Genomic DNA, 21,764 nt, shown 5'->3' with positions numbered 1-21,764 from the left:
GGGGGATGCCTGATCCCGAGGGCATGCTGCTGGCCGAACGCGGCCTGGTGGAGTTGGGCGGCTGCATGGTGGAGCCGGACGAACCGACACTCGCCTGCCGTTCCTGCGGTCTGCAGTGGGGCCGGGGCGGGGTGTCCCGCCCGGACTGAGCCCGGGCGTCGCATCGCTAGGAGAGCGTCGACTTCCTGGTCCGTCAGGAAGGTGGCGTTGGTCGAAGGACACAGGGCCCCTCGCCGAGCTGGCGAGGGGCCCTGTGTCAGTGGTCAGCTCACTGCAGGTCGACGGTGACCCCACCGGAGAACGCCGAGTCGTGCAGCTCGATCGCCGTCGGCACCGTGCCGGACGGCACATCGAAGATCACCTTGCTGTTGAGCGTGTTACCCGGGTTGATCTCCTCGTAGAGGGACGACGAGTCCTCCAGGTAGATGGCTGCCTCGCTGTCCGCCGAGAACTCCTGCCCCTCAGCGTTGAACAGCTTGGCGTTGTCGCCGAAGAAACTCTGCGCTTCGTTACCGGTGTTCGAGATGGTCACGTCGACCATGCAGAACTGCCCCTGCGCTGTCGTGTTCATGTACTCGCTGCCGATCTCCGTCGCCGAGCAGTCGACACCGTTGACGACGAAGGTGAACTTGCCGTCGGCAGCAGGCTCCCCGATGCCCGGGTTGCTCGACTCCTCGACTGCCGGCTCAGCCACCGGAGCCGCAGCATCCGGGGCCGCCGCGTCCGGGGCCACCGCGTCCGGGGCCGCCGCGTCCGCACCACTGGCCGCAGCATCGGTGTCCGCGTCGCCGCCGCCCAGGTTGGCAGCGACACCGAGGACCACGATGACGGCCAGGATGATGAACCAAGCGCGCTTGTACAGCGGCTTCTTGGCCTTGACCTGCGGCGGCTGCTCGGGCCGCTGCTCGAGCGTGGGCGGATGCGTCATGTCGGTCTCCCCGTATTGATCCAAGACGTGCTGATCCGAAACTAAAGGGCTGCCCACTCACAGCGGCGGACCACAGTCGACCAATCGGCTTGTTTGTTGTGTCAGATTCCGCCTACTCGAGCCGCCTCAGACCCATCCGTCACATCCGTTACTGCCGATGACCAAGAAGTCGTCGAGCAACTGCGACGAATGTCATCCCCGGCCGAATGGGACGCCTCGCCGTGCGACAGTTTGATCGTGGAGCCGCTACAGAAGGACGAGAAGGCTCTGTCCGGTGCAGCAACGGAGGACGTGCTCTCCGCCTTCTCCTCACTCCGCCAGCACCAGCGCAACGGACACCGGTCGCCCCACAAGCCATTGCTCGCACTGCTCGCACTCAGCCGGCTTGCCGCGACGGGCAAGAGCGACGTGCCCTGGTCGGTTGCCGAGGAGAAGCTGTCCGAACTGATCGCCGAGTTCGGGCCCGCGTCCAACACCGGACGCGCGCAGAGCGCTGCCTACCCGTTCACCCGACTGCGCGCCGACCAGATCTGGGTGCTGGACAAGGCCGTGGCCGACGACAAGGTGAGTCCCCTCCGCACCGGAGTGACCGGCCGCTTCGAGGCGGCTCTCGAGCAACGACTGACGGCAGATCCCACGCTGGTCAGCACCGTGGCCCGCACGCTGGTAGACAGTCACTTCCCGCCGACGGTGGCGGGCGACGTCCTGCTGGCCGTCGGCTTCGACCCGGAGCTGACACACCCCGGCATGCCTTCCCCGGTGGCGCGCAAGCGGAGCGCGGCCTGGCGGGCATCGATCCTGCGCGCCTGGGACGAACAGTGCGCGTTCTGCGGATTCGACGGCCGGCTCGCTGGTATGGCGGTGGCTGTCGAGGCTGCCCACGTGCGCTGGTTCACCGAGCAGGGCCCCGACGACCTGGACAACGGTCTGGCGCTCTGCTCGCTGCACCACAAGCTGTTCGACCGTGGGGTGCTCGGGCTGGACGACGATCTCGCGGTGACCGTCTCGCAGCGCTTCAGCGCGAGGACGTCATCCGGTCGAGCGGTGTACGAGCTGCACGGCAGGCGGCTGGCCCCGCGCCCGGGCACGCAGCCGCCCGCCGTTGAGCACGTCGCCTGGCACCGTCGACAGGTGTTCCAGGGTCTGCCGCTCGCCAGCTGACCCGGTCCGGTCAGAGGACCTGTCCGAGGGGCCAAAGTCGCGACTTTGGCCCCTCAGACAGGTCAGGCTCAGCGGGGGTCGGCGGGGAGCCTTGGGTTGAGGAGGTGGGCGACGAGCGCTGTCCAGCCGGTCTGGTGGGTGGCGCCCAGACCCTCGCCGGTGTCGCCGTCGAAGAACTCGCTGAACGTCGGGTGCTCACGCCACAGCGGTGAGTCGGTGGACTCGATCCGGTCGCCGTCGGCGGGGCGCTTGCCGTCGACCGGGCGGAACAGCCGGGTGAGGGAGTCGTCGATCAGGTCGGCGGCCTCCACCAGCGTGCACTGCGTGCCCGACCCGGTCGGGATCTCGATGGTGAACGAGTCGCCGTAGTGCCGGCCGAGGGTGCGCAGCTTGTCCGCCAGCAGCACGTTGACGGGGAACCAGACCGGCCCGCGCCAGTTGGAGTTGCCGCCGAACAGCCCGGTGCGCGACTCCCCCGGCTCGTACTCGATCGACACGTCGCGCCCACCGACGTTGGCGAACACCTGCCCGGTCGACTTCGACAGCGAGCGGATGCCGAACGGGGAGAGGAACTCCTCGGTGTCGAACATCCGCTGCAGGAGCCGCTGCAGCCGCTCCTTGCCGACCAGCGAGAGCAGCAGCTTGCGGCCCTCGGGCGTCGACCTGCTGCGCAGCGGGCCCATCAGCTCGGGACGGCGCTTCTGCAGCCAGCGCACCCGCTCGGCGACGTCCGGCAACCGCTGAGCCACCCAGGTCGGGATCTCGGTGGCGCCCAGGATCGGCAGCAGGCCGACCATCGAGCGCACCCGCAGCGACTCGGCCGTCCCGTCGGGGGCGACCAGGGCGTCGTAGAAGAAGCCGTCCTCCTCGTGCCACAGCGACACCTCGTGCGAGCCGAAGGCGTTCATCGCCTCCGAGATCGCCAGGAAGTGCTCGAAGAACTTGGTGACGACGCCGTCCCACGCCGTGTCGAACCGGGACAGCTCGAGCGCGATCTTGAGCATCTGCTGGCAGTAGAACGCCATCCAGCTGGTCGCGTCCGACTGCTCGAGCCGGTAGCCGGGCGGCAGCGGGGCGGACCGGTCGAACAGCGCGATGTTGTCCATCCCGAGGAAGCCGCCCTCGAAGACGTTCGAGCCGTCGGCGTCCTTGCGGTTGACCCACCAGGAGAAGTTCATCAGCAGCTTGGTGAACACCCGGATGAGGAACTGCTGGTCGCGGTAGCCGTCGAGCCGGTAGACGTGCCAGGCCGCCCAGGCGTGCACCGGCGGGTTGACGTCCCCGAACGCCCACTCGTAGGCCGGCAGCTGCCCGTTGGGGTGCATCGCCCACTCGCGGCACATGAGCACGAGCTGTTCCTTGGCGAAGTACGGGTCGACGTGCGCCAGCGGGAGGGTGTGGAAGGCGGTGTCCCACGCGGCGAACCACGGGTACTCCCACTCGTCGGGCATGGAGATGACGTCGGCCAGCGCGACGTGCCGCCAGCTGGTGTTGCGCTGCCCCTTGGCCCGCCGTTCCTCCGGCGCCGGGACGTCGGGGTCGCCATCCAGCCAGCGGGCGACGTCGAAGCGGTACAGCTGCTTGGTCCACAGCAGGCCGGCGTAGGCGCGGCGGGCGACGTGCCGGTCCTCCTCGGACAGCTCCGGGTGGATGACGCCGGCGTAGAACTCGTCGGCCTCGGTCTTCCGGGCGGTCAGCACCTCGTCGAACTGCGCGCCGAACACCTGCTGCTCGGGCTCGGCCTGGGTGAGCCGGAGCTTCACGGTGACGGTCTCACCCGGCTCGACGGCGTCCCACTCGTACCAGAACGCGGCCTTGGTGCCGGTCCCCTCGGGGTTCACCGCGGACTTGTCCTCACCGACGACGCGGCGGTTGATGCCGTCCTTGGGGTACTCGGTGGCGTTGCGCTCCGCGCCGAAGAGGGCGACGGCGTTGGTCTCGTTGTCGCAGGCCAGCACCTCGGGGCTGCCGTCAGCGGCGAGCACCCAGCGGCCCAGGTAGCCGTGCTCGGCGACGACCGACACGACCTCCTCGTCCGTCCGCGCGGTGAGCGTGGGCTTGCGGTCGTCCAGGCCCCAGGACCAGGTGTTGCGGAACCAGACCTGCGGGAGCAGGTGCAGCGGTGCCGCCTCGGGCCCGTGGTTGGTGGCGGTGACGGTGATGCAGACGTCGTCCGGGCCGGCCTTGGCGTAGGTCATCTGGACGTCGAAGAACCGGTCCTCGTCGAGGACGCCGGTGTCGGCGAGCTCGTACTCCCGCTCCAGCCGGGTGCGCTTGGCGTTCTCCTCACGCAGCCGGGCGTAGGGGAACTCGGCCTGCGGGTAGCGGTAGAGCCACTGCATCCAGGAGTGCGTCGGCGTGCCGTCGGTGGCCCACCAGTGCTCCTTGGCGTCCTCGCCGTGGTTGCCCTCGCCGTTGGTCAGGCCGAACAGCCGCTCCTTGAGGACCGGGTCCTTGCCGTTCCACATCGCCAAGGCGAAGTTGAGGAAGCCGTAGCGGTCACAGATCCCGCCCAGGCCGTCCTCGCCCCAGCGGTAGGAGCGGGCCACGGCGTGGTCGAACGGGAAGGAGGACCAGGCGTCGCCGTCGGCGGAGTAGTCCTCGCGCACCGTGCCCCACTGCCGACCGGCGAGGTACGGGCCCCACATCCGCCACGGGGCGGCGACGTCGTCGGACTCGGCCAGCCGGCCGTGCTCGGCGCTGCGGGGTCGATCAGTGTCTTGGGGTTCAGGCGGCGCGGCAGACACGACGACCACGGTCCCACGATCGCGTTGCGTCCCGGTGTCCCAACCGGCCGTCCGAGACGAGACTCACCCGCCGGGCGCCTCGCCCGTACCGGCTGCCCCGTCCGACATCACGCACCGCCCAGGCCGGCCGCGCGGGCGCGGGTGACCGCGGCCGACCGGTCGGGCACCTGCAGCTTGGTGAGGACGGCGGAGACGTGGTTGCGCACCGTCTTGTCCGACAGCCCCAGCCGGGCGGCGATCCGCCCGGTCGACAGCCCGGCGGCCAGCAGGTCCAGCACCTCGCGCTCCCGGTCGGTGAGCTCCGGGAGCACTCGGCCTCCCCGACGACCTCGACCTCCGGCGAGGCGTCGAGCACGGCCCGCAGCCCGAAGCGGTACATCGGGTGGTCGTCGACCAGGACGACGCGGACCGACATCCGGACACCTCCAACGGCAGGCCGGCGACCACGCGGAGCCGGCCGTCGCGGGCGCGCAGGCCCAGCTCGGCCGAGCGGGCACGGGAGTGCCGGACCACGTTTTGGTCAGCGCCTCCTGCGCGATGCGGTAGGCCGCCGTCTCGACGTCGGGGCGCAGTGGTGGCAGCTCCTCGGCGGTCACCTGCACCGGCACGGTCGGTCCGAGGGTGGCGGCGTGCCGTTGGAGGGCGGCCACCAGGCCGACGTCGTCCCGGGGCGCCGGCCGCAGCCCGTCCAGGATCCACCGCACCTCGCCGACGGCGGCGTCGACCTCGTCCGGCCCGGGCGACGTGCTGGTCACGCTGGAGCAGCTGGTGGCGGAGGGCGGCGCCGACGAGCTGATGATCCAGGCCCTGCTCGCGGAGGCGTTCGCCCTGACGCCGCTGCGACCGTCGCCCGGCACGCCGGTGGCCGCCGCTCCCTGACGACGTCCGTTGCTGGCTCACACCGACCGGGCGAGGTCGCGGCCAGGAGCTCCGCCGCCCGAGAGCAGTGCCCCGTGGCAGGGTGCCGGGTTGCCGCAGTTGCTCGTCGTCCACCACACCCCCTCCCCGGCGCTGCAGGCGGTGCTGGAGGCGGTGCGCGAGGGCGTCGCCCTGGTGGAGGACGCGGAGCTCAGCGTGCGGCCGGCGCTGTCCGCCGGACCGGCCGACGTCCTGGCCGCCGACGGCGTCCTGCTCGGGACGCCGGCCAACATCGGTTACATGTCCGGCGCGCTGGCCAGCATCTTGCGGATCACCGGCGCACTGCGGTGGAAGCAGTCGCCGCACCGCTGAGCCTCACCGGCGCGCCCGCGCCGGCCGACCTGGAGGCGGTCCGCGAAATCGCGGCCACCGTGGCGGTCAGCCGGTAGTCCGTTCGGCCCGCCGGCGATCTACGAGTAGGCCAGCGTGCCGTCGTCCAGGTCGGCGGCCGGGAGCAGCTCCCGTTCGACGGTGTACTCGTGCAGGTGGGTCCACGGCTCCCGGTCGCCCTGCTTGGGCATCAGGTGCATGGAGCGCGCCAGGTAGCCGGGGTTGAAGTTCTCCGGGTCGACCCAGGGGCCCAGTGGCATGTCGGCGTCCTCCGCACGCAGGGTTGGGACGACCGTCGTCGCTCCCTTCTCCGCCATGTGCCGCAACAGCCGGCACACGAAATCGCTGATGAGGTCGGCGCGCAGCGTCCAGCTGTTCCGGAAGTAGCCGAACACGTAGGCCAGATTGGGCACGCCGGTGAACATGAGCCCCCGGTAGGTAACCGTTCCGGCGAAGTCGACCGGCTGGCCGTCGACGGTGAAGGCGATGTCGCCGAAGACGCTCAGGTCGAAGCCGGTGGCGGTGACGACGACGTCGGCCTCCAAGACCTCGCCGGAGCTGACCCGGATGCCGGTCTCGGTGAACGAGTCGATGGTGTCGGTGACGATGGAGGCCGCGCCCTCCCGGAGCGCGGCGAACAGGTCGCCGTCAGGCAGGATGGCCAACCGCTGCTGCCAGGGCCGGTAGGTCGGGTTGAAGTGCTGGTCGATGTCGAAGCCCTCGGGCAACAGCGGGCGCATCGACTCGATGAGGAACTCACGCAGCTCGTCCGGCTGCTCGAAGGACATCCGGGTGATCTCGGCGGCCTCGGCCAGGTAGGCGCGCCGGAGGATTTCGTGGGTCCACTCCGCCGGGACGTCGAGGGCGCGCAGCGTCGTCGCCAGCTCGTGGGTCTTGGGCCGGGCGTAGAAGAACGTCGGGGACCGCTGCAGCATCGTCACGTGCGCCGCGGTCTCGGCGATGGCCGGGATGAGCGTCGCCGCGGTCGCGCCCGAGCCGATGACCACCACGCGCTTGCCGGTGTGGTCGAGGTCCTCCGGCCAGGTCTGGGGGTGGACGACCTGCCCCTGGAACCGGTCCACGCCGGGCCACTCGGGGGTGTAGCCCTGGGCGTGCCGGTAGTAGCCCTGGCACATCCAGAGGAAGCCGGTAGTGAACAGCAGCTCCTCCCCCGTGTCGCCGCGCGTCACCTGCACCGTCCAGCGCCGGTCCTCCGACGACCAGCTCGCCGCGGTGACACGGTGCTGGTATCGGATGTGCTCGTCCAAGCCGTTCTCGCTGACGACCTCGTCGAGGTAGTGCAGAATCTCCTCGGAACTGGCGATCGAGGGGCCGCGCCAGGGCTTGAACCGGTAGCCGAAGGTGAACAGGTCGCTGTCGGAGCGGACGCCGGGGTACCGGTGGGTCCACCAGGTGCCGCCGTGGTTCTCCAGTGCGTCGAGGACGACGAAGCTCGTGCCCGGCAGCTGATCGCGCAGGTGGTAGGCGGCCCCGATGCCGGAGATCCCCGCGCCCACGACCAGCACGTCCACGTGCTCGACACGCTCCTGCACCGACACTGCGGACGGCTCCGTCATCGTCATGTCGCGTTTCCCCCCTCGCCTCGCCCCGGACGGCGTCTGCGGTCCGTTCTACCACTCCTTTGTGACGGCGGTCACAAGGCACCGTGAGGCCGTGCCGGACGGGCGGTCTTCCGGGCGCCGACCTCCGTGTGGTGTGCTCCAGGTCACCGTGCAGCCGCCGTTCGAGCCCTGGGAGTCCCGTTGACCACACCGACCGTCCACGCGCCGCGCACCGTCCAGGTCGGCGACATCGCCGCCGCCGTGCAGGAGTACGGCGACGGCGAGCCGCTGCTGGTGATCAACGGCACCAGCCAGTCCCTCGGGTTCTGGGTGGACCTGGCGCAGGCGTGGGCGGACACCTACCGGGTGATCACCTATGACCTGCGCGGCATGGGCGGCTCCGAGCGGGGGGCCGGGGAAATCAGCGTCGCGTCGCTGGCCGCGGACGCGCGCGGGCTGCTCGAGGCGCTCGGTGTCGACCGCGCTCACGTGCTGGGCTACTCGCTGGGCAGCGCGGTGGCGCAGGAGCTCGCCCTGGCGGTGCCCGAGCGGGTCGCTTCGCTCGTCCTCTACTGCACCTGGGGCCGCACCGACGGGTTCCAGCGGGCGATGCTCATCGGGCTCGCGCACCCGTGGCGCACCGGTGACCTGGAGGCGGCGCTCGGCGCGCTCGGCGTCGCGTTCTCCCCGCAGCTGCTGGACAGCCCCGAGTTCGGCTCGCTGATCGGGGAACTGCTGCCGCTGTTCCCGAGCACCGAGCAGCAGATCCGCACCACCGCCGAGCAGTGGGACGCCGACCTCGCACACGACACCCTCGACCGGCTCGGCGGCATCACCGCCCCGACACTGGTGGTCGCCGGGGAACAGGACCTGCTGACGCCGCCCTGGCACGGCCGGCAGGTCGCCGGCGCCATCCCCGGGGCGCGCCTGGAGATGTTCACCGGCCCCGGTTCGAGCCACGCGCTCGGCACCGAGCGGGGCGAGGAGTTCGTACCACTGGTCGCCGAGTTCCTCGGCGAGCACCCGATGTCCTGATCAGCGGGCTGGTGCCTGCCTGACGGCCGGCGGCGCGCCGGCCGTCAGGCAGGGACGCTCAACGGCGCCGCAGCGCGGCGTCGGTGAGCGCGGGCGGCTGGTAGCCCGCGTCGGCGGCACTGATGTTGGTGCCGGGCGGGACGATCGCGTCGATGGCGTCGAGCACCTCGGCGGAGAGGACGACGTCGGCCGCGGGCAGCTGGCTGGTGAGCTGCTCCATGGTGCGCGGGCCGATGATCGCCGAGGTGACCCCCGGGTGGCGGATCGTGAAGGCGATCGCCAGCTCGACCAGGCTCAGGCCGTGCTGCTCGGCCAGCTGGGCCAGCGCGTCGGCGGCGTCCAGCTTGCGCTGGTTGGCCGGGTCGGAGAGGTCGTAGCGGGCACCCATCCGGGCGGCCCGGCTGCTCTCCGGGGCGTCCTGGCCCTTGCGCCACTTGCCCGACAGCCAGCCGCCGGCCAGTGGGCTCCAGACGAGGGTGCCCATGCCGTACTGCTGGCAGACCGGCAGCACCTCGTTCTCGATGCCGCGCACGAGCATCGAGTAGGGCGGCTGCTCGGTGACGAAGCGGCCGCTGTGCCGCTTCTCGGCGGCCCACTGGGCCTGGACGATCTGGGACGGCGGGAAGGTGGAGGAGCCGAAGTAGCGGATCTTGCCGGCCCGCTGCAGATCGGTGAGCGCGTCCAGGGTCTCCTCGACGTCGGTGTCCGGCGACGGGCGGTGGATCTGGTAGAGGTCGATCCAGTCGGTCTGCAGCCGGCGCAGGCTGTGCTCGACCTCCTGCACCAGCCAGCGGCGGCTGTTGCCCTGCTGGTTCGGGTCCTCGCCCATCTTGCCGTGGGCCTTGGTGGCGAGGACGACGTCGTCCCGCCGTCCGCCGGCCAGCGCCTTGCCGACGATCTCCTCGGACTCCCCGGCGGAGTAGACGTCCGCGGTGTCCACGAAGTTGATCCCCGCGTCGAGGGCGGCGTGGACGATTCGGACGGACTCGTCGTGGTCGGTGTTGCCCCAGGCGCCGAACATCATCGCGCCGAGGCACAGTGGGCTGACCTTGACGCCGGTGCGGCCGAGCGTGCGCATCTCCATGCGCCGTGGTTGCCCTCCGCAACGGGCGGGGCAAACGGCACAGACGAACACCGTCCGTGCAGGAGGTTCGATGACCCAGAGCATGCCCCGCGCCCACCGGGTCGCCGGTGCGCTGATCGGCTCCGCGGTCGGCGACGCGCTCGGCGCCCCGTTCGAGTTCGGCCCGGCTGGCCGCTTCTCCGCTCGCTTCCCCTCCCCCGCCCGCGGCTCGGCCACCGAGATGTGCGGCTCGCCGGACCGGGAGCCCGGTGAGTTCACCGACGACACCCAGCTGGCGCTGCTCGTCGCCGCGTCGTTGATCGAACGCGGCGGCCTGGACGAGGCGGACCTGTTCGAGCGGTTCCGCACCTGGCTGCGGGCCGACCCGCCGGACGTCGGGAAGCAGACCCACGCCGTCCTCGGCTCGGGCCGGCCATGGGACGTCGCGGCGGCCGAGCACTTCGCCCGGTCCGGCCACGCGGCGGGGAACGGCTCGCTGATGCGGACGACGCCGGCCGCGATCTGGTTCGCCCGCTCCGGCACGGCGGCGACCATGGACGCCGCCCGCCGGATCTCCGCCCTCACCCACGGCGACCCCTCGGCCGGCGAGGGCTGCGCGGTCTTCCACGAGCTGGTGCGGGTGGCGCTGGACGGCGGCGACCCACTGGCCGCCATCCCCACGACACTCGAGTTGGTACAGCCTGAGCACCGCGGCCGCTGGGCGACCGTGCTCGCACCGGGCTGGACGCCGGAGCAGGCGACCGAGGGCAACGGCGCCGTGTGGCCGACGCTGGGGCAGGCGGCGTGGGCGCTACGGAATGCCACCGACTTCGCCGGGGTCATGCGGCTGGTCATCGACCTGGGCGGGGACACCGACACGGTGGCCGCGGTCGCGGGCGGGCTGGCCGGAGCGGTGTTCGGCATCGCCGGCATCCCGATGCGCTGGACCTCCGCCGTCCACGGGCGGGTGCCCGGGCACGGCGACGAGCGCTGGGACCTGGCCGACCTGCACGCCCTCGCCGCGACGCTGGACGGCCGCCCGACCGGCCGGCACGTGGCCGCGCGCAGCCGGCGGCTCGAGCCGCGCGAGGTGGTCGATGGCGTGTGGGCGTCGGACCTGGACGGCGCCCGGGCCAGCTCGCGGGACTTCGCCGTCGTCTCGCTGTGCCGCACCGGCGAGCCGTTCGGCCACGACGTCCAGCGGTTCGCCTACCTGACCGACGACGACGCGAACAGCGAGGTGGACGCCGTCCTGGCCGACGTCCTCGACGACATCGCCGCGCTGCGGGCGGAGGGCCGGCCGGTGCTGGTGCACTGCCACGGCGGGGCGTCCCGCACCGGCCTGGTCCTGCGGGCGTGGCTGCGCCGGACGGAGGGCCTCTCGGCCGCAGAGGCGACTGCCAGGGTGCAGGACGCGTGGCCGCACCTGGGCCGCTGGAACGACAGCTTCACCGCCGCCCTGGAGCGCGCGCCCGACTCGACCGACGGCGTCACGTCCTCCCCAGACCGGCGGCGCGGGCGCGGGTGACCGCCGCCGACCGGTCGGGCACCTGCAGCTTGGTGAGGACCGCGGAGACGTGGTTGCGCACCGTCTTGTCCGACAGCCCCAGCCGGGCGGCGATCCGCCCGGTCGACAGCCCGGCGGCCAGCAGGTCCAGCACCTCGCGCTCCCGGTCGGTGAGCTCCGGCAGCGCCGGGGCTCGGGCCCCGGTCAGTGCGTCGACCACCCGGCGGGCGACCGCCCCTCCGTAGACGGCGTCGCCGCCGGCCACCGCGAGCACGGCGCGGACGATCTCCTCCCGGTCGGCGCCCTTGAGCAGGTAGCCGCGGGCACCGGCGCGCAGCGCACCGAACAGCGAGGCGTCGTCCTCGTGCATGGTCAGCACCAGCACGCCCAGCTCGGGGTGCCGGCGGGACAGCTCGTCGACCGCGGCCGCGCCGGACAGCCGCGGCATCGACAGGTCGGTGAGGACGACGTCCGGCGTGCACCGCTCCACCTGCGCCAGCAGCTCCGCACCGTCGGCGGCCTCCCCCACGACCTCGACCTCCGGCGAGGCGTCGAGCACGGCCCGCAGCCCGAACCGGTACATCGGGTGGTCGTCGGCCAGGACGACGCGGACGGTCATCCGGGCACCTCCAACGGCAGTCCGGCGACCACGCGGGTGCCGGACGGGCCGCTGGTCACGGTCAGGTCCCCGCCCACCGCCTGCGCCCGGGTGCGCATCGAGGCCAGCCCCACGCCGTCGCACCGTGCCGGGTCGGCCGGCCCGAAACCGGCGCCGTCGTCGGCGACCGCGACCTCCAGGTGGCCGTCCCGGGCCCGCAGGCCCAGCTCGGCCGACCGGGCGCGGGAGTGCCTGGCCACGTTGGTCAGCGCCTCCTGCGCGATGCGGTAGGCCGCCGTCTCGACGTCGGGCCGCAGCGGCGGCAGGTCCTCGGCGGTGACCCGCACCGGCACGGTGGAGCTGAGGGCGGCCGCGTGCCGTTCCAGGGCGGCCACCAGACCGACGTCGTCCAGCGGCGCCGGCCGCAGCCCGTCCAGGATCCGCCGCACCTCGCCGACGGCGGCGTCGACCTCGTCCTTCAGCCGGGCGAGCAGCGCCGCCGACCCGGGGTCGGCCCGCTCCCCGAGCTGGGCCTGCACGGCCTGCACGGCGAGGCCGATGCCGGCCAGCGTGGGGCCCAGCCCGTCGTGCAGGTCACGGCGGATCCGGTCGCGCTCGGTGTGCGTCGCCGACACCACCCGGACGCGCTCGTCCTCCAGCGCCCCGGCGAGCGCCAGCGCCCGGACGACGACGGCCACCTGCGGGGCGAGCACGGCCAGCAGCTGCCGGTCGGCCGGGGTGAACGGCTCGCCCGGGGCGCGCCGGGCGACGACCAGCGTGCCGACGTCCTGCCCACCGACCCGCAACGGCACCGCCACCTCGTCCGCGACCACCGTTCCCGGCGGGGCGACCCGGGCGGCCGGGGAACGCAGGGCCGCGGTGACGGTGTCCAGGACCGCGGGCAGCAGGTCCCGCTCCGGCGCACTCGCCACCCGGTCGCCCAGCTCGGTGACCGCGCCCACCGGATCGCGACGTCGGCCGTAGACGAACCGGTCGGCGGCGGCCTGCAGGCGCGCGCGGCCAGGGCTGAGCGCCACGGCGAGCAGCGCCGCGGCAACGGCGCCGGTGACCGGCGAGAAGGTGCGGCCGAACGCAGCCGCCACCGCGGCGGCGGCGGACAGGTAGAGGAGGACGACGGCGACGGTGAGGGCGAGGTACACCAGCGCCCGGCTGACCACGACCCCGAGCAGCCGGTAGAAGACCACGCCCACCAGCACCGAGCCGGGCACCATCCACGCCAGCCCCGCGAACGCCCACTCGGGCACCGGGATCAGGAACACCGCGATCATCAGCGGCAGGACGACGACGGTCAGCCAGGCGAGCTGCTGCCGCTCCACCCCGCGGGCGCGGACCAGCCGCACCGCGGTCCCGGCCCAGATGACGAGGGCTCCACCGAGCACGGCTGCGGCGGCGGCGGCCAGCGCCGCCGTCGTCCACACGGAGGGCGGCAGCGAGACAGGAGCCGGCCGGGAGCGCACGACGTCGTCGTAGGCCTCCGGGTCCACGGAACTGAGCGCGGTGACCACGGCGAGGCCGGCCGCGACGGCGCCCACCGGCCACCGCCACCACCGGGCCGGCAGCCGCCCCGACGGGTAGATCGCCACGAGCACGGTCGCCGGCAGCACGAGGGACGGCAGGTAGGCCATCGAGCCGACCTGGGCGACCACCGGGGCGAGCGGCCAGTCGGGCTCGGCGACGTCGACGCCGTAGCCGCCGTAGGCGTTGCTCCACGCGCTGAGCCCCTGCAGTGCGCCGACGAGGATCAGCAGCCAGCCGATGGCGTTGCGCGGACGAAGGTGCACCAGCAGCGCACCGATCACGGCGCAGCCCACCGCGTACACCCCTCCGGACACCGAGACGTCCAGCCGTGGTGCCCGCCCGTCGACCCAGGCGGCCAGCACCGCTGCTCCTGCGCACAGGACCACGGCCGCGACCGCGGCGCCGGTGGTTCCCGCGCGGGACCTCATCCCGTGAGTGTGGCCCCGGCGGCGTCCCGGCCGGGGCTCCTCGTGTCCCGGTCGGACCGGGACGTCCTCCCGGTCCGACCGGGTCGTCGCGCTCATCCGGCGGGTCGGCGCGGGCGGCCACGGTGGTCGGCGTCCGTTCCCCACCCGGCACCCGGAGGACCACCATGACCACCCTCAGCCCCACTGCCCACCGCCGAGCACTGCCGGCGCCGGACGGCTGGACCGCCGCCGGCGCGGGCGTCGCCCTCGCCTGCGCGCTGGTGGGCACGTACGTGCAGACCCCGTGGAAGTCCGGCCCCGCCGAGTGGGGGGTCGAGTTCAGCGGCAACGGCGGCTGGGGCGGTCTCGCCCTGCTCCTCGCGTTCGTCGCCGTCGCAACCGTCCTGGTCGGCCTGGCCACCGCCCGGGCCCGCGCCGTCGCGCCGGAGCGGACCGCCCGGCGCGCGCTGCTGCTGGCCGGTCTCGGCGTCGTCACGATCGTCGTCTTCTGGACCGGGCTGCCCTCGGTCCTCGCCGGCGGGGCGGCCGGGCTCGCGGTCTCCGCCCAGCGCCGGCTGGGCCGGCTCCCCGCCTCCGCCGCAGCCGCCCTCGTCCTCGCTGCGCTCATCGGAGCCGGCGCGCTCTACCTCGCGTTCACCGGTTGATCCCCCACCCCCGAAGGAGCACTGCCATGTCCCTGTCCCGAACCGTTTCCCGTCCCGCCGCGATCGGCATCGCCGGCGCGGTGGTCGTCGCCGGCTCGCTGCTCACCGTGGCCTCCGCCGCAGCAGACGATCGCCCCCTCCGACTCTCGACGGAGGTCATCCGGAACACCGACCTCGACCTCGGCGACCCCGGATCGAGCGCGGGCGACACCCAGGTCTTCCTCGACGACGTCCGGCGCGATGGGAGGTCCATCGGCAGCTCCGTCGGGAGCTGCACACTGGCCGAGTTCACCGAGACCCGGCTGGTCGGCTCCTGCACGGCCACGCTGATGCTGCCGAAGGGCACGATCACCGTGCAGGGCGCGTTCGGGGAGACCCTGAGCGAGGGGCCGGCCGGGTACGTCTGGGCGGTGACCGGTGGCACCGGCCGGTACGCCGACGCCGGCGGCGAGGTGCGCGGCACCTTCCGACCGGACACCGACATCGTCGACCTGGAGATCCACTTCCGCTGATCCGTGCCCGGGGTGCCGACGCCGTCGCGTCGGCACCCCGGGCGCGCGATGGACCAGGCGCCGGAGAGCCGCACGGCGCACTCCGCGCTCGCGCCGTCGTCGTCCCTGCGGACCGAGCCGATCGGACGACGCTGGACCGGAGCGGTCACGCCCGGGGCACCGGGATCACGGCGTCGATGCCGTGGGCCAGCGCCCCGGCTGCCTGCTGATCGTCCAGCGTGTGAACGACCGCACCGTGCCGGGCGGCCACGGCCAGGTGCAGGGCGTCCGCGGCGCGCAGCGGGGGCGCCGGCCGGGCCGACAACCGGGCCGCGACGCGGAAGTCGGCCCGGTGGACGCCGAGGACCTCGACGTTCTCGTCGATGAACCGCGCGAGCGCACGGTCGGCGACCGACCGCTCGACCTCGGTCACGTGTCCGGAGCGTTGTTTGATCGACAGCGCCGACGCGGCCTCGGTCACCGCCCAGTCCGACGTCGCGAAGACGTCGGGTACGCCCTCGGCCCAGGCGCGCACCCTCGCGCTGCGCGGCTCGGCGGTGACGAGAGCGATGAGCACGCTGGTGTCGAGGTAGAGCATCAGTACCGCTCGTCGCGCATCCCGCGGACCAGGTCACCGGAGTCGACCTGGTCGTAGGAGATCTTCGCCGTCTCCTCAGCGAGCCAGCTCAGGTCACGCGTTCCCGCGCGGGGTGGCAGAGGGTGCGGCGTGAGCTCGGCGACCGGCTGGCCTCGCCGGGTGATGACGACGGTCTCCCCCGCCTCCGCCGCGTCGAGGAGCTCGCTGAAGCGGGAGCGGGCCTCGGCCACGCTCACGGTGCGCGACGGACGATCAGCCGATCCGGCCATGTCGCCTCCCGATGTACACCTGCGATGTACAGAAGTTAGGTGCTCACCGGGGCTGTCGGCAAGCCCCCGGGCGTCGTCGTCCCGCTGGCGCGCCGCTCCCGTCATCGGTCCCGTCAGGCGGGGCGGGCGACCTGCAGGAGGTGGTGGTCCGCGCCGGCGCGGAGGCCGGCGAGCAGGTCGGGCAGCGGGACCGGCCGGCCGTAGCGCCAGCCCTGCGCGAACGTGCACCCCATCGCGCGGACCGCGGCCTCCTGCTCGGCGGTCTCCACCCCCTCGGCGACCACGTCGAGGCCGAGCCCGCGGCACATCGTCACCAGGCTCTGCAGCATCTGTGCCCGGCGCGGTGAGGAGCTGACGGTCTCGACGAACGAGCGGTCGAGCTTGAGGACGTCGGCCGGCAGCGTGTCCAGCCGGCTGAGCGAGGAGTAGCCGGTGCCGAAGTCGTCGATGGACACCACGACCCCCACGGCGCGCAGGGCGTGCAGCGTCGCGACGGCGGCCGGCGACTCGCCCTCCAGCATGCTCTCGGTGACCTCGAGCACGAGGTGCCGCGCGGGGAACCCGGTCGCGGCGAGCACGTCCTGCACCCGCTGCGCGCAGCCCGGGTCGTTGAGCTCCCGGCCGGAGACGTTGACGCCCAGGGTGACCTGTTCTCCGGCCCGGGTGCGGACACCGGCCAGCGCGGCGCAGGCGGTCTGCAGCACGTGCGCCCCGAGGGCGAAGACCAGCCCGCTCTGCTCGGCGACCGCGACGAACTCCTCCGGCGGCACCGGGCCGCGTTCGGGATGGGTCCAGCGGGCCAGCGCCTCGACCCCGACGACGACGCCGTCCGGCAGGGCGACGATCGGTTGGTAGTGCACCGCCACCTCACCCGCGGCGAGCGCGGCCGCGAGGTCGCGGGCGAGCGCGGAGCCGTTGCCGCCCTCGAGCTCGCACCGACCGCGGCCGGCGGCCTTGGCGTCGTACAGCGCGCGGTCGGCCCGGCGCATCAGCTCGGCGGCACCCTCGCCAGGGCGGTGCTCGGCGACACCGCAGGAGATCCCGATCTCCGGGTGCTCCTCGGCGATCCGGCGCACCAGGGTCAGCGCCTCGGCACCACCGACGCCGGGCAGCAGCAGGGCGAACTCGTCGCCACCGTGCCGGGCGAAGACGGCGGACGGCGGCAGTTCCCGGCGCCACACGTCGGCGATCCGGCAGAGCACCCGGTCCCCGGCCTCGTGCCCGGCGGTGTCGTTGATCTGCTTGAAGTGGTCGAGGTCGATCAGGGCGGCCGAGAGCGCCTCACCGGTGCGGGAGGACGCGGTGCGCAGCTCGTGCAGGGCGTCGTCGAAGCCGCGGCGGTTGGCCAGCCCGGTGAGCGGGTCGCGGCTGGCGCTCGACGCCCGGATGACCAGGCCGCGGACGACGGTGCCGAGCGCGACGATGATCGCGTCCAGCCCCAGCGCGATCGACGCCGGGACGTCGCCCTGGGCGAGCAGTGCGGCGGTCACCGCACTGATCCCGAACGCCATGTGCAGCCAGGCGAGCGGGAGGCTGAAGAAGAAGCAGGCGTCGACGGCGACGAAGGCCATGATCGAGGCCGCGGCCATCGCGGTGGCGGCGTCGGGGCTGACCATCACCGCGACGGCGACCAGCCCGGCGGCCGACGCGACCGGCAAGTGGAACACCCGGCGCGGCCAGTGCGGACCCCAGCGGAACGCCACGGCACCGCACGCCAGGACGACGATGGCGAGGCCGAAGATCGCCCAGCGTCCCTCGGGGCCGGCGTCCGGACCGAAGACGGCGAGCATCCCGGCGATGCCGGCCGCGACGTAGAAGGTCGCGAGGACGCGCGCCATCATGCGGGGTGTAGCCACCGCGGGCGCCGTCGACCAGGTCACCAGGTTGTGGTCGGTCCAGCGGCAGGCGCAGTTGACCGTGCGGGCGGGACTGGCCGGTTCCGCTACCTCTGCGGGGTGAGGCGCGCCCGTCGGCCGGGACGCCGGTCACCCTGGGCACGGCGGAGCGATCCGGACTCATGGTGTCGGCACAGGTTCGGCCTCTACCGTGGGCCGCGGTCGATCCGACGGCGGGAGGGGCGCGGCACGATGTCAGATGCCTCGTCCCCCACCGAGGGGCTGGCCGACGGGTTCGGGCACCGCCGTGTGCACCCGCTGGAAGCCGGCGACCCGCCGGAGATCGGGCCCTACCGGCTGCTGTGCCGGTTGCCGCGCGGCGGGCAGGGCGCCGACGTCTTCGTCGGGCGGAGCGACGCCGCCGACCCGCTGGTGGTCGTCAAGTGCCTGCCGGCCGGCGCTGGGGAGCTGGTCCGGAGGCGGTTCGCCCGCGAGGTCGAGAACGCCGCCCGCATCCGCAGTCCCCGGGTGGCCCAGATCGTCGACCAGGACCTCGACGCGGCCAGCCCCTACTACGTGCAGGAGTACGTCGCCGGGACGCCGCTGGACGAGTTCCTCGCCTCCCGGGAGGGCGGCCTGAACGCCGAGGAGCTGCGGCGGATCGCCATCGGACTGCTCCGCGCACTGCGGGACGCGCACGCGGCCGAGGTGGTCCACCGCGACGTGAAGCCCGCCAACATCATCATCACCGACCGGGACGTGTTCCTCGTCGACTGCGGCATCAGCCGCTACCTCGGTGCCGAGCGGCCCGCCGGCACGGTCACCACCGCGCTGGCCGGTCTCGGGTCGAAGCTGTTCGCCAGCCCGGAGCAGCTGCAGGGCCTGCCGCTGACCGAGGCCAGCGACGTCTACAGCTGGGGCATGGTGATCGCCTACGCGGCCGGGGCCCGGCACCCGGTCGATCCGGACGACGAGCTGGCGCCGGCCGACTACTGGCTGGAGCTGCAGGCCGGCCGGGTGGACCTCTCCGCCGTGCCGCCGAACCTGCTCGACCCGGTGTCGCACGCGCTGCGGGTCCCACCGGACCGGCGGCCGACGATCTCGGAGCTGGCCCGCGACGTCGAGCAGCAGACCCGCTGGCTGGAGCAGCCGTCGGAGATCCCCTCCCCCCGGACGGTGCTGCAGGACCTGCGGTCCGTCGTCGCCGTCCGAGAGGCGGTCCGCTACCACCTCTCCCGGCTGGAGCGGGCGATCGCCGACACCCCCACCGGCTACGCGGCCGCGATCGCCGGCGCCGTCGTGCTCGGGCTGGTGACCGCCGTGGTCCTCACCGTCGTCACGTTCATCATCTTCTGATCCCCCGAGGAGGCGTCGTGTCCGGTCTGTACCAGCGGGCGATGGCCCAGCAGGCGCTGGAAGCACGTCGGCACCGGTACCTGCGGCGCCAGCGGGTGCTGCTGCTGGTGTTCGCGATCACGACGGTGTTCGGCTACGTCTCGCTGGTGGCCTGAGATGGCGAAGAAGGACCTGGTCTGCCCGCGGTGCCTGGAGTCGTTCCCCGTGCCGTTGCTGCGCAGCCCGTTCGGCGGGCCGCAGCCGGTGCCGGTCCCGCGGCGCAGCGCGTGGCAGCGCTTCAGCGAGGGGCGGTGGGGTGGCCAGCCCGCGCCGGGCCCGTCGTCCCAGGCGAGGGCGGCGGCCTCCGACGCGGTGGACGCCGTGCCGGTCTGCCCGAACGGCCACCGGCTGCCGCCGGACTACGCCACCCGACCGACCGTCGTCGTCGGCGTGGTGGGCCTCACCGGCGCCTCGAAGAGCACCTACCTGACCGTGCTGATCGACGCGCTGCACGCCGGCGCCCTCGCCCCGCTGGACATCTCGGTCGAGCTGGACGAGTACAGCGCCGACCGGTTCGAACGGCAGTACCACCAGCCGCTGCTGGTCGACCACCGGCAGCTGCCGCTGACCCCGCCGCTGCTGGAGCAGGGCCAGTCGCCGGAGCCGCTGACGCTGGTGCTGCGGCGGGCGACGCAGGGCGGGCCGGAGCGGTCGATGAACGTCGTCCTGTTCGACGCCTCCGGAGAGCAGCTCTACCGGAAGGAGGACCTGGGGCAGTTCAGCAAGTTCCTGTACGTGGCCAGCGCGGTGCTGGTCGTCCTCTCGCCGGGGATGTTCCCCGGGCTGCAGACGGTGGCCGACCCCGGCGAGGGCGCGCTGGGCATGGCCCGGCCCACGCAGATGCTGGTCAACCTGGCCGACCTGCTGCGCTCGGCCCGCGGGCTGCGCCGGGACGGCTTCCTGGAGGGGGTCTCGACCGGGGTGATCCTGAGCAAGGCCGACAAGCTGCTCGCCCGGCCGGACTTCCCGGCCGACACGCTGCGCAACCCGGAGATCAGCGTCACCGGGCTGCCCAGCCTGTTCGAGGAGGTGCGCGACAACAGCGCCCGCCTGGTCGACTTCCTGGAGGTCAACGGCGGCAGCAATCTGCTGACCACGCTGCTGACCCGGCTGCCGGACCCGACCGTGCACGCGGTGTCGGCGACCGGGTCGGAGGCCAGCGACGGCGCCTACCCCTCGATCAGCCCGGTGGGCTGCCTGGAACCGCTGCTGGTGCTGCTGGCGCGGCACCGGTTCCTGCCCAGCGACGGGCTGGACCTGGACGGCGTCTCGCCCCGCGCCGCCGCCGATCGGCTGCGCCGATGACCACCTGCCCGCAGCTGGTCTACACGTCGGCGAGCCGGACGCTGGAGGGACCGGGGTTCGGCGTCGTCCAGCTGTCGCCGGACTGGCCTGCGGAGGTCGGCGACAGCCGCGCGACGCTCGGCCCGCTGATCTCCCTCGACGTCGAGGAGTCCTTCGGCTTGCTGCACACCGCCGGCGGGCGGATCGCCTACCGCAAGGTCCCGGCCGGGACCGATGCGTTCGGCCGGCCGGGCAACTACCTGGTGCACCTGCTCTGGGACGGCGCCGGCCGGGTCACACCCCGGGACGTGCTGGCGTTCCGGAGCGGCGGCGGGTTCCTCGACGGGCTCCCGGCAGCGGCCGAACCCTCGCGGGAGGCGCCGGCGGTGGAGGTGCCGTCGGCCCGCCGGTCGCTGTCGGCCCTGACCGCCGACGACGTCGACGCCCTCGTGCCCTGCGTGGCTCTGGTGCTCGCCGCGGTGGCCGCCGGTGCGGGGGTGGTCGGGCTGCCGGCCCGGACGGCGGCGGGGCGCGACGTCGCCGAAACGGTCTTCGACGTGCTGCCGCGGGCCCTGGCCTCGTCCGTCGCCCTGCACATGGGGACGGCGTCCGCCTCGGGCGACGCTGCTCCGGTGCGGGTGCACGTGGGGCCGGACGTGCTCGCCGATGTCGTGCCCGACGGGCAGGACACCGCGCGGGCGCGGGCGCTGCTGGAGGCGGCAGCGAAGAAGGAGCTGTGCTCGGACAACGTGCGCAAGCTGGAGACCCTCGACCGGTGGCTGTTCACCGACACCTGGACCGGGATGGACCCCGCGTCGCTGACCCCGACCCAGCTGGTCGGGGTGCTGGAGTCGGAGAAGGCCGGGTGGTGGCTGTCCTCCCCGGACGCCGTGGACGTCGCCTGCGCGGTGGCTGCGTCGTCCCCGGAGGTGGAGGTGGCGCTGCGGACGGCGCTCGCCCAGCACCCCGATGCCTGGGACCGGCTGCGCGACCGGGAGCTCGACGCCGCGCTGACCGCCGTCTTCGGCGGCGCGGCCAAGACAGCCGTACCGACCGGCTTCACCGGGCTGACCCGGGCGGAGCTGTGCGAGGCCTTCGTCGACGAATTGGCGCGCGGTCGCCGACTGACCGAGGTCGGCGGGGCCGCGGCCGCGCTCGTCGAGGAGTCGGTGACGCTTCCCCAGCCCGTGGCACTGCTGGAGCTGACCGACGACCTCGCCGGGCTGGCCCGGTTGGCCACCGGCCGGCCGGTGGTGCGGGAGGCGCTGGTGCGGGAGTGGGCGGGGGTCGACGCCTGGCCGGCGAGTTCGGCATCACTGTTCGGGCACCTGCTGCTGGAGGACCCCGACTGGTTCCTGACCCTCGGTGGCTCCACCCCGCCGTCGGTGGTGCGGTCGGCGCTGCCCTGGGCGGCGGAGCGGCTGGCGGCGTC

Annotated in this window: 21 protein-coding genes; 11 read left to right on the top strand and 10 right to left on the bottom strand. The window is 73.4% G+C overall.

Translation table 11 applies throughout. The features are described 5' to 3' along the window. Positions 1 to 268: 268 nt before the first annotated feature. The gene (locus G5C62_RS15415; RefSeq protein ID WP_206330669.1) at positions 269 to 985 is read right to left on the bottom strand and encodes a DUF4352 domain-containing protein; all 717 of its coding nucleotides are present in this window, start codon (positions 983 to 985) and stop codon (positions 269 to 271) included. A gap of 210 nt (positions 986 to 1,195) precedes the next feature. On the opposite strand from G5C62_RS15415, the gene G5C62_RS15410 reads away from it, so the two are divergent. Continuing rightward, positions 1,196 to 2,089 carry a phosphorothioated DNA-binding restriction endonuclease gene (locus G5C62_RS15410; RefSeq protein ID WP_346774124.1) on the top strand — a complete coding sequence of 298 codons (894 nt, stop codon included), beginning with the start codon at positions 1,196 to 1,198 and terminating at the stop codon, positions 2,087 to 2,089. Between the two features lie 68 nt (positions 2,090 to 2,157). On the opposite strand, the gene G5C62_RS15405 is transcribed toward G5C62_RS15410, so the two are convergent. Together G5C62_RS15405 and G5C62_RS28155 are read right to left on the bottom strand one after the other, a co-directional pair. After that, complete coding sequence (locus G5C62_RS15405; RefSeq protein ID WP_164701684.1) at positions 2,158 to 4,836, bottom strand: MGH1-like glycoside hydrolase domain-containing protein; 2,679 nt, start codon at positions 4,834 to 4,836, stop codon at positions 2,158 to 2,160. A 107-nt stretch (positions 4,837 to 4,943) separates the two neighbouring features. Further along, positions 4,944 to 5,147: a LuxR C-terminal-related transcriptional regulator gene (locus G5C62_RS28155; protein WP_241175926.1), complete on the bottom strand. Its 204-nt coding sequence runs from the start codon at positions 5,145 to 5,147 to the stop codon at positions 4,944 to 4,946. Positions 5,148 to 5,580: 433 nt separating this feature from the next. Between G5C62_RS28155 and G5C62_RS28720 the strand changes: the two genes are divergently transcribed. Together G5C62_RS28720 and G5C62_RS15395 are read left to right on the top strand one after the other, a co-directional pair. Beyond that, positions 5,581 to 5,715: a hypothetical protein gene (locus G5C62_RS28720; RefSeq protein ID WP_277424788.1), complete on the top strand. Its 135-nt coding sequence runs from the start codon at positions 5,581 to 5,583 to the stop codon at positions 5,713 to 5,715. Positions 5,716 to 5,805: 90 nt separating this feature from the next. Beyond that, positions 5,806 to 6,066: a hypothetical protein gene (locus G5C62_RS15395; RefSeq protein ID WP_241175925.1), complete on the top strand. Its 261-nt coding sequence runs from the start codon at positions 5,806 to 5,808 to the stop codon at positions 6,064 to 6,066. A gap of 98 nt (positions 6,067 to 6,164) precedes the next feature. Here G5C62_RS15395 and G5C62_RS15390 read toward each other — a convergent pair whose 3' ends face one another. After that, entirely contained in the window at positions 6,165 to 7,667 is a 1,503-nt protein-coding gene (locus G5C62_RS15390) for an NAD(P)/FAD-dependent oxidoreductase (protein WP_164701683.1), read from the bottom strand. A gap of 180 nt (positions 7,668 to 7,847) precedes the next feature. Here G5C62_RS15390 and G5C62_RS15385 point away from each other — a divergent pair, with 180 nt between their 5' ends. Continuing rightward, the gene (locus G5C62_RS15385) at positions 7,848 to 8,681 is read left to right on the top strand and encodes an alpha/beta fold hydrolase (protein ID WP_164701682.1); all 834 of its coding nucleotides are present in this window, start codon (positions 7,848 to 7,850) and stop codon (positions 8,679 to 8,681) included. A 58-nt stretch (positions 8,682 to 8,739) separates the two neighbouring features. Here the strand turns inward: G5C62_RS15385 and G5C62_RS15380 are convergent, their stop codons facing one another. Continuing rightward, entirely contained in the window at positions 8,740 to 9,765 is a 1,026-nt protein-coding gene (locus tag G5C62_RS15380) for an aldo/keto reductase (protein ID WP_164701681.1), read from the bottom strand. 70 nt (positions 9,766 to 9,835) lie between these two features. Here G5C62_RS15380 and G5C62_RS15375 point away from each other — a divergent pair, with 70 nt between their 5' ends. Then, positions 9,836 to 11,272 (top strand): ADP-ribosylglycohydrolase family protein, encoded by a 1,437-nt coding sequence (locus tag G5C62_RS15375; protein ID WP_164701680.1) that lies wholly within the window; start codon positions 9,836 to 9,838, stop codon positions 11,270 to 11,272. On the opposite strand, the gene G5C62_RS15370 is transcribed toward G5C62_RS15375, so the two are convergent. Both G5C62_RS15370 and G5C62_RS15365 read right to left on the bottom strand, forming a co-directional pair. Beyond that, complete coding sequence (locus tag G5C62_RS15370; RefSeq protein ID WP_164701679.1) at positions 11,235 to 11,870, bottom strand: response regulator transcription factor; 636 nt, start codon at positions 11,868 to 11,870, stop codon at positions 11,235 to 11,237. The two genes, G5C62_RS15375 and G5C62_RS15370, sit on opposite strands and share 38 nt — an antisense overlap. After that, the gene (locus G5C62_RS15365; protein ID WP_164701678.1) at positions 11,867 to 13,816 is read right to left on the bottom strand and encodes a GAF domain-containing sensor histidine kinase; all 1,950 of its coding nucleotides are present in this window, start codon (positions 13,814 to 13,816) and stop codon (positions 11,867 to 11,869) included. Before G5C62_RS15365 ends, G5C62_RS15370 begins: the two co-directional genes overlap by 4 nt. Positions 13,817 to 13,980: 164 nt before the next feature. On the opposite strand from G5C62_RS15365, the gene G5C62_RS15360 reads away from it, so the two are divergent. Continuing rightward, complete coding sequence (locus G5C62_RS15360) at positions 13,981 to 14,460, top strand: hypothetical protein (protein WP_164701677.1); 480 nt, start codon at positions 13,981 to 13,983, stop codon at positions 14,458 to 14,460. A 26-nt stretch (positions 14,461 to 14,486) separates the two neighbouring features. Beyond that, on the top strand, positions 14,487 to 14,972 hold the full coding sequence (locus tag G5C62_RS15355) for an allene oxide cyclase barrel-like domain-containing protein (RefSeq protein ID WP_164701676.1): 486 nt from the start codon (positions 14,487 to 14,489) through the stop codon (positions 14,970 to 14,972). A 145-nt stretch (positions 14,973 to 15,117) separates the two neighbouring features. On the opposite strand, the gene G5C62_RS15350 is transcribed toward G5C62_RS15355, so the two are convergent. From G5C62_RS15350 to G5C62_RS15340, 3 genes are all read right to left on the bottom strand, one after another. Then, positions 15,118 to 15,549 carry a type II toxin-antitoxin system VapC family toxin gene (locus tag G5C62_RS15350; RefSeq protein WP_164701675.1) on the bottom strand — a complete coding sequence of 144 codons (432 nt, stop codon included), beginning with the start codon at positions 15,547 to 15,549 and terminating at the stop codon, positions 15,118 to 15,120. Then, positions 15,549 to 15,818, bottom strand: coding sequence for a type II toxin-antitoxin system Phd/YefM family antitoxin (locus G5C62_RS15345; protein ID WP_164701674.1), 270 nt, complete (start codon positions 15,816 to 15,818; stop codon positions 15,549 to 15,551). The genes G5C62_RS15350 and G5C62_RS15345 overlap by 1 nt, the downstream gene beginning before the upstream one ends. Positions 15,819 to 15,931: 113 nt before the next feature. Continuing rightward, on the bottom strand, positions 15,932 to 17,656 hold the full coding sequence (locus G5C62_RS15340) for a bifunctional diguanylate cyclase/phosphodiesterase (protein WP_164701673.1): 1,725 nt from the start codon (positions 17,654 to 17,656) through the stop codon (positions 15,932 to 15,934). Positions 17,657 to 17,905: 249 nt separating this feature from the next. On the opposite strand from G5C62_RS15340, the gene G5C62_RS15335 reads away from it, so the two are divergent. The 4 genes from G5C62_RS15335 to G5C62_RS15320 form a co-directional block, all read left to right on the top strand. After that, a complete protein-coding gene (locus G5C62_RS15335; protein ID WP_164701672.1) occupies positions 17,906 to 19,009 on the top strand; it encodes a serine/threonine-protein kinase in 1,104 nt (367 codons plus the stop codon). A gap of 17 nt (positions 19,010 to 19,026) precedes the next feature. Continuing rightward, the gene (locus G5C62_RS15330; protein ID WP_164701671.1) at positions 19,027 to 19,164 is read left to right on the top strand and encodes a hypothetical protein; all 138 of its coding nucleotides are present in this window, start codon (positions 19,027 to 19,029) and stop codon (positions 19,162 to 19,164) included. Position 19,165: 1 nt separating this feature from the next. Continuing rightward, positions 19,166 to 20,353 (top strand): TRAFAC clade GTPase domain-containing protein, encoded by a 1,188-nt coding sequence (locus tag G5C62_RS15325; RefSeq protein WP_164701670.1) that lies wholly within the window; start codon positions 19,166 to 19,168, stop codon positions 20,351 to 20,353. Next, positions 20,350 to 21,764: hypothetical protein (locus G5C62_RS15320; RefSeq protein ID WP_206330667.1), on the top strand; the 1,415-nt coding region annotated here is incomplete at its 3' end. The genes G5C62_RS15325 and G5C62_RS15320, both read left to right, overlap by 4 nt.

The sequence above is a fragment of the Modestobacter sp. KNN46-3 genome (assembly GCF_011039295.1).
This window is presented reverse-complemented; position numbering and strand designations above follow the sequence as displayed.

Excerpts from the sequence above, each read along its gene's own strand:
- G5C62_RS15390 (WP_164701683.1), bottom strand. The coding sequence starts at position 7,667 with ATGACGATGACGGAGCCGTCCGCAGTGTCGGTGCAGGAGCGTGTCGAG.
- G5C62_RS15380 (WP_164701681.1), bottom strand. The coding sequence starts at position 9,765 with ATGGAGATGCGCACGCTCGGCCGCACCGGCGTCAAGGTCAGCCCACTG.
- G5C62_RS15375 (WP_164701680.1), top strand. The coding sequence starts at position 9,836 with ATGACCCAGAGCATGCCCCGCGCCCACCGGGTCGCCGGTGCGCTGATC.
- G5C62_RS15370 (WP_164701679.1), bottom strand. The coding sequence starts at position 11,870 with ATGACCGTCCGCGTCGTCCTGGCCGACGACCACCCGATGTACCGGTTC.
- G5C62_RS15365 (WP_164701678.1), bottom strand. The coding sequence starts at position 13,816 with ATGAGGTCCCGCGCGGGAACCACCGGCGCCGCGGTCGCGGCCGTGGTC.
- G5C62_RS15360 (WP_164701677.1), top strand. The coding sequence starts at position 13,981 with ATGACCACCCTCAGCCCCACTGCCCACCGCCGAGCACTGCCGGCGCCG.
- G5C62_RS15355 (WP_164701676.1), top strand. The coding sequence starts at position 14,487 with ATGTCCCTGTCCCGAACCGTTTCCCGTCCCGCCGCGATCGGCATCGCC.
- G5C62_RS15350 (WP_164701675.1), bottom strand. The coding sequence starts at position 15,549 with ATGCTCTACCTCGACACCAGCGTGCTCATCGCTCTCGTCACCGCCGAG.
- G5C62_RS15345 (WP_164701674.1), bottom strand. The coding sequence starts at position 15,818 with ATGGCCGGATCGGCTGATCGTCCGTCGCGCACCGTGAGCGTGGCCGAG.
- G5C62_RS15340 (WP_164701673.1), bottom strand. The coding sequence starts at position 17,656 with ATGGCGCGCGTCCTCGCGACCTTCTACGTCGCGGCCGGCATCGCCGGG.
- G5C62_RS15335 (WP_164701672.1), top strand. The coding sequence starts at position 17,906 with ATGTCAGATGCCTCGTCCCCCACCGAGGGGCTGGCCGACGGGTTCGGG.
- G5C62_RS15325 (WP_164701670.1), top strand. The coding sequence starts at position 19,166 with ATGGCGAAGAAGGACCTGGTCTGCCCGCGGTGCCTGGAGTCGTTCCCC.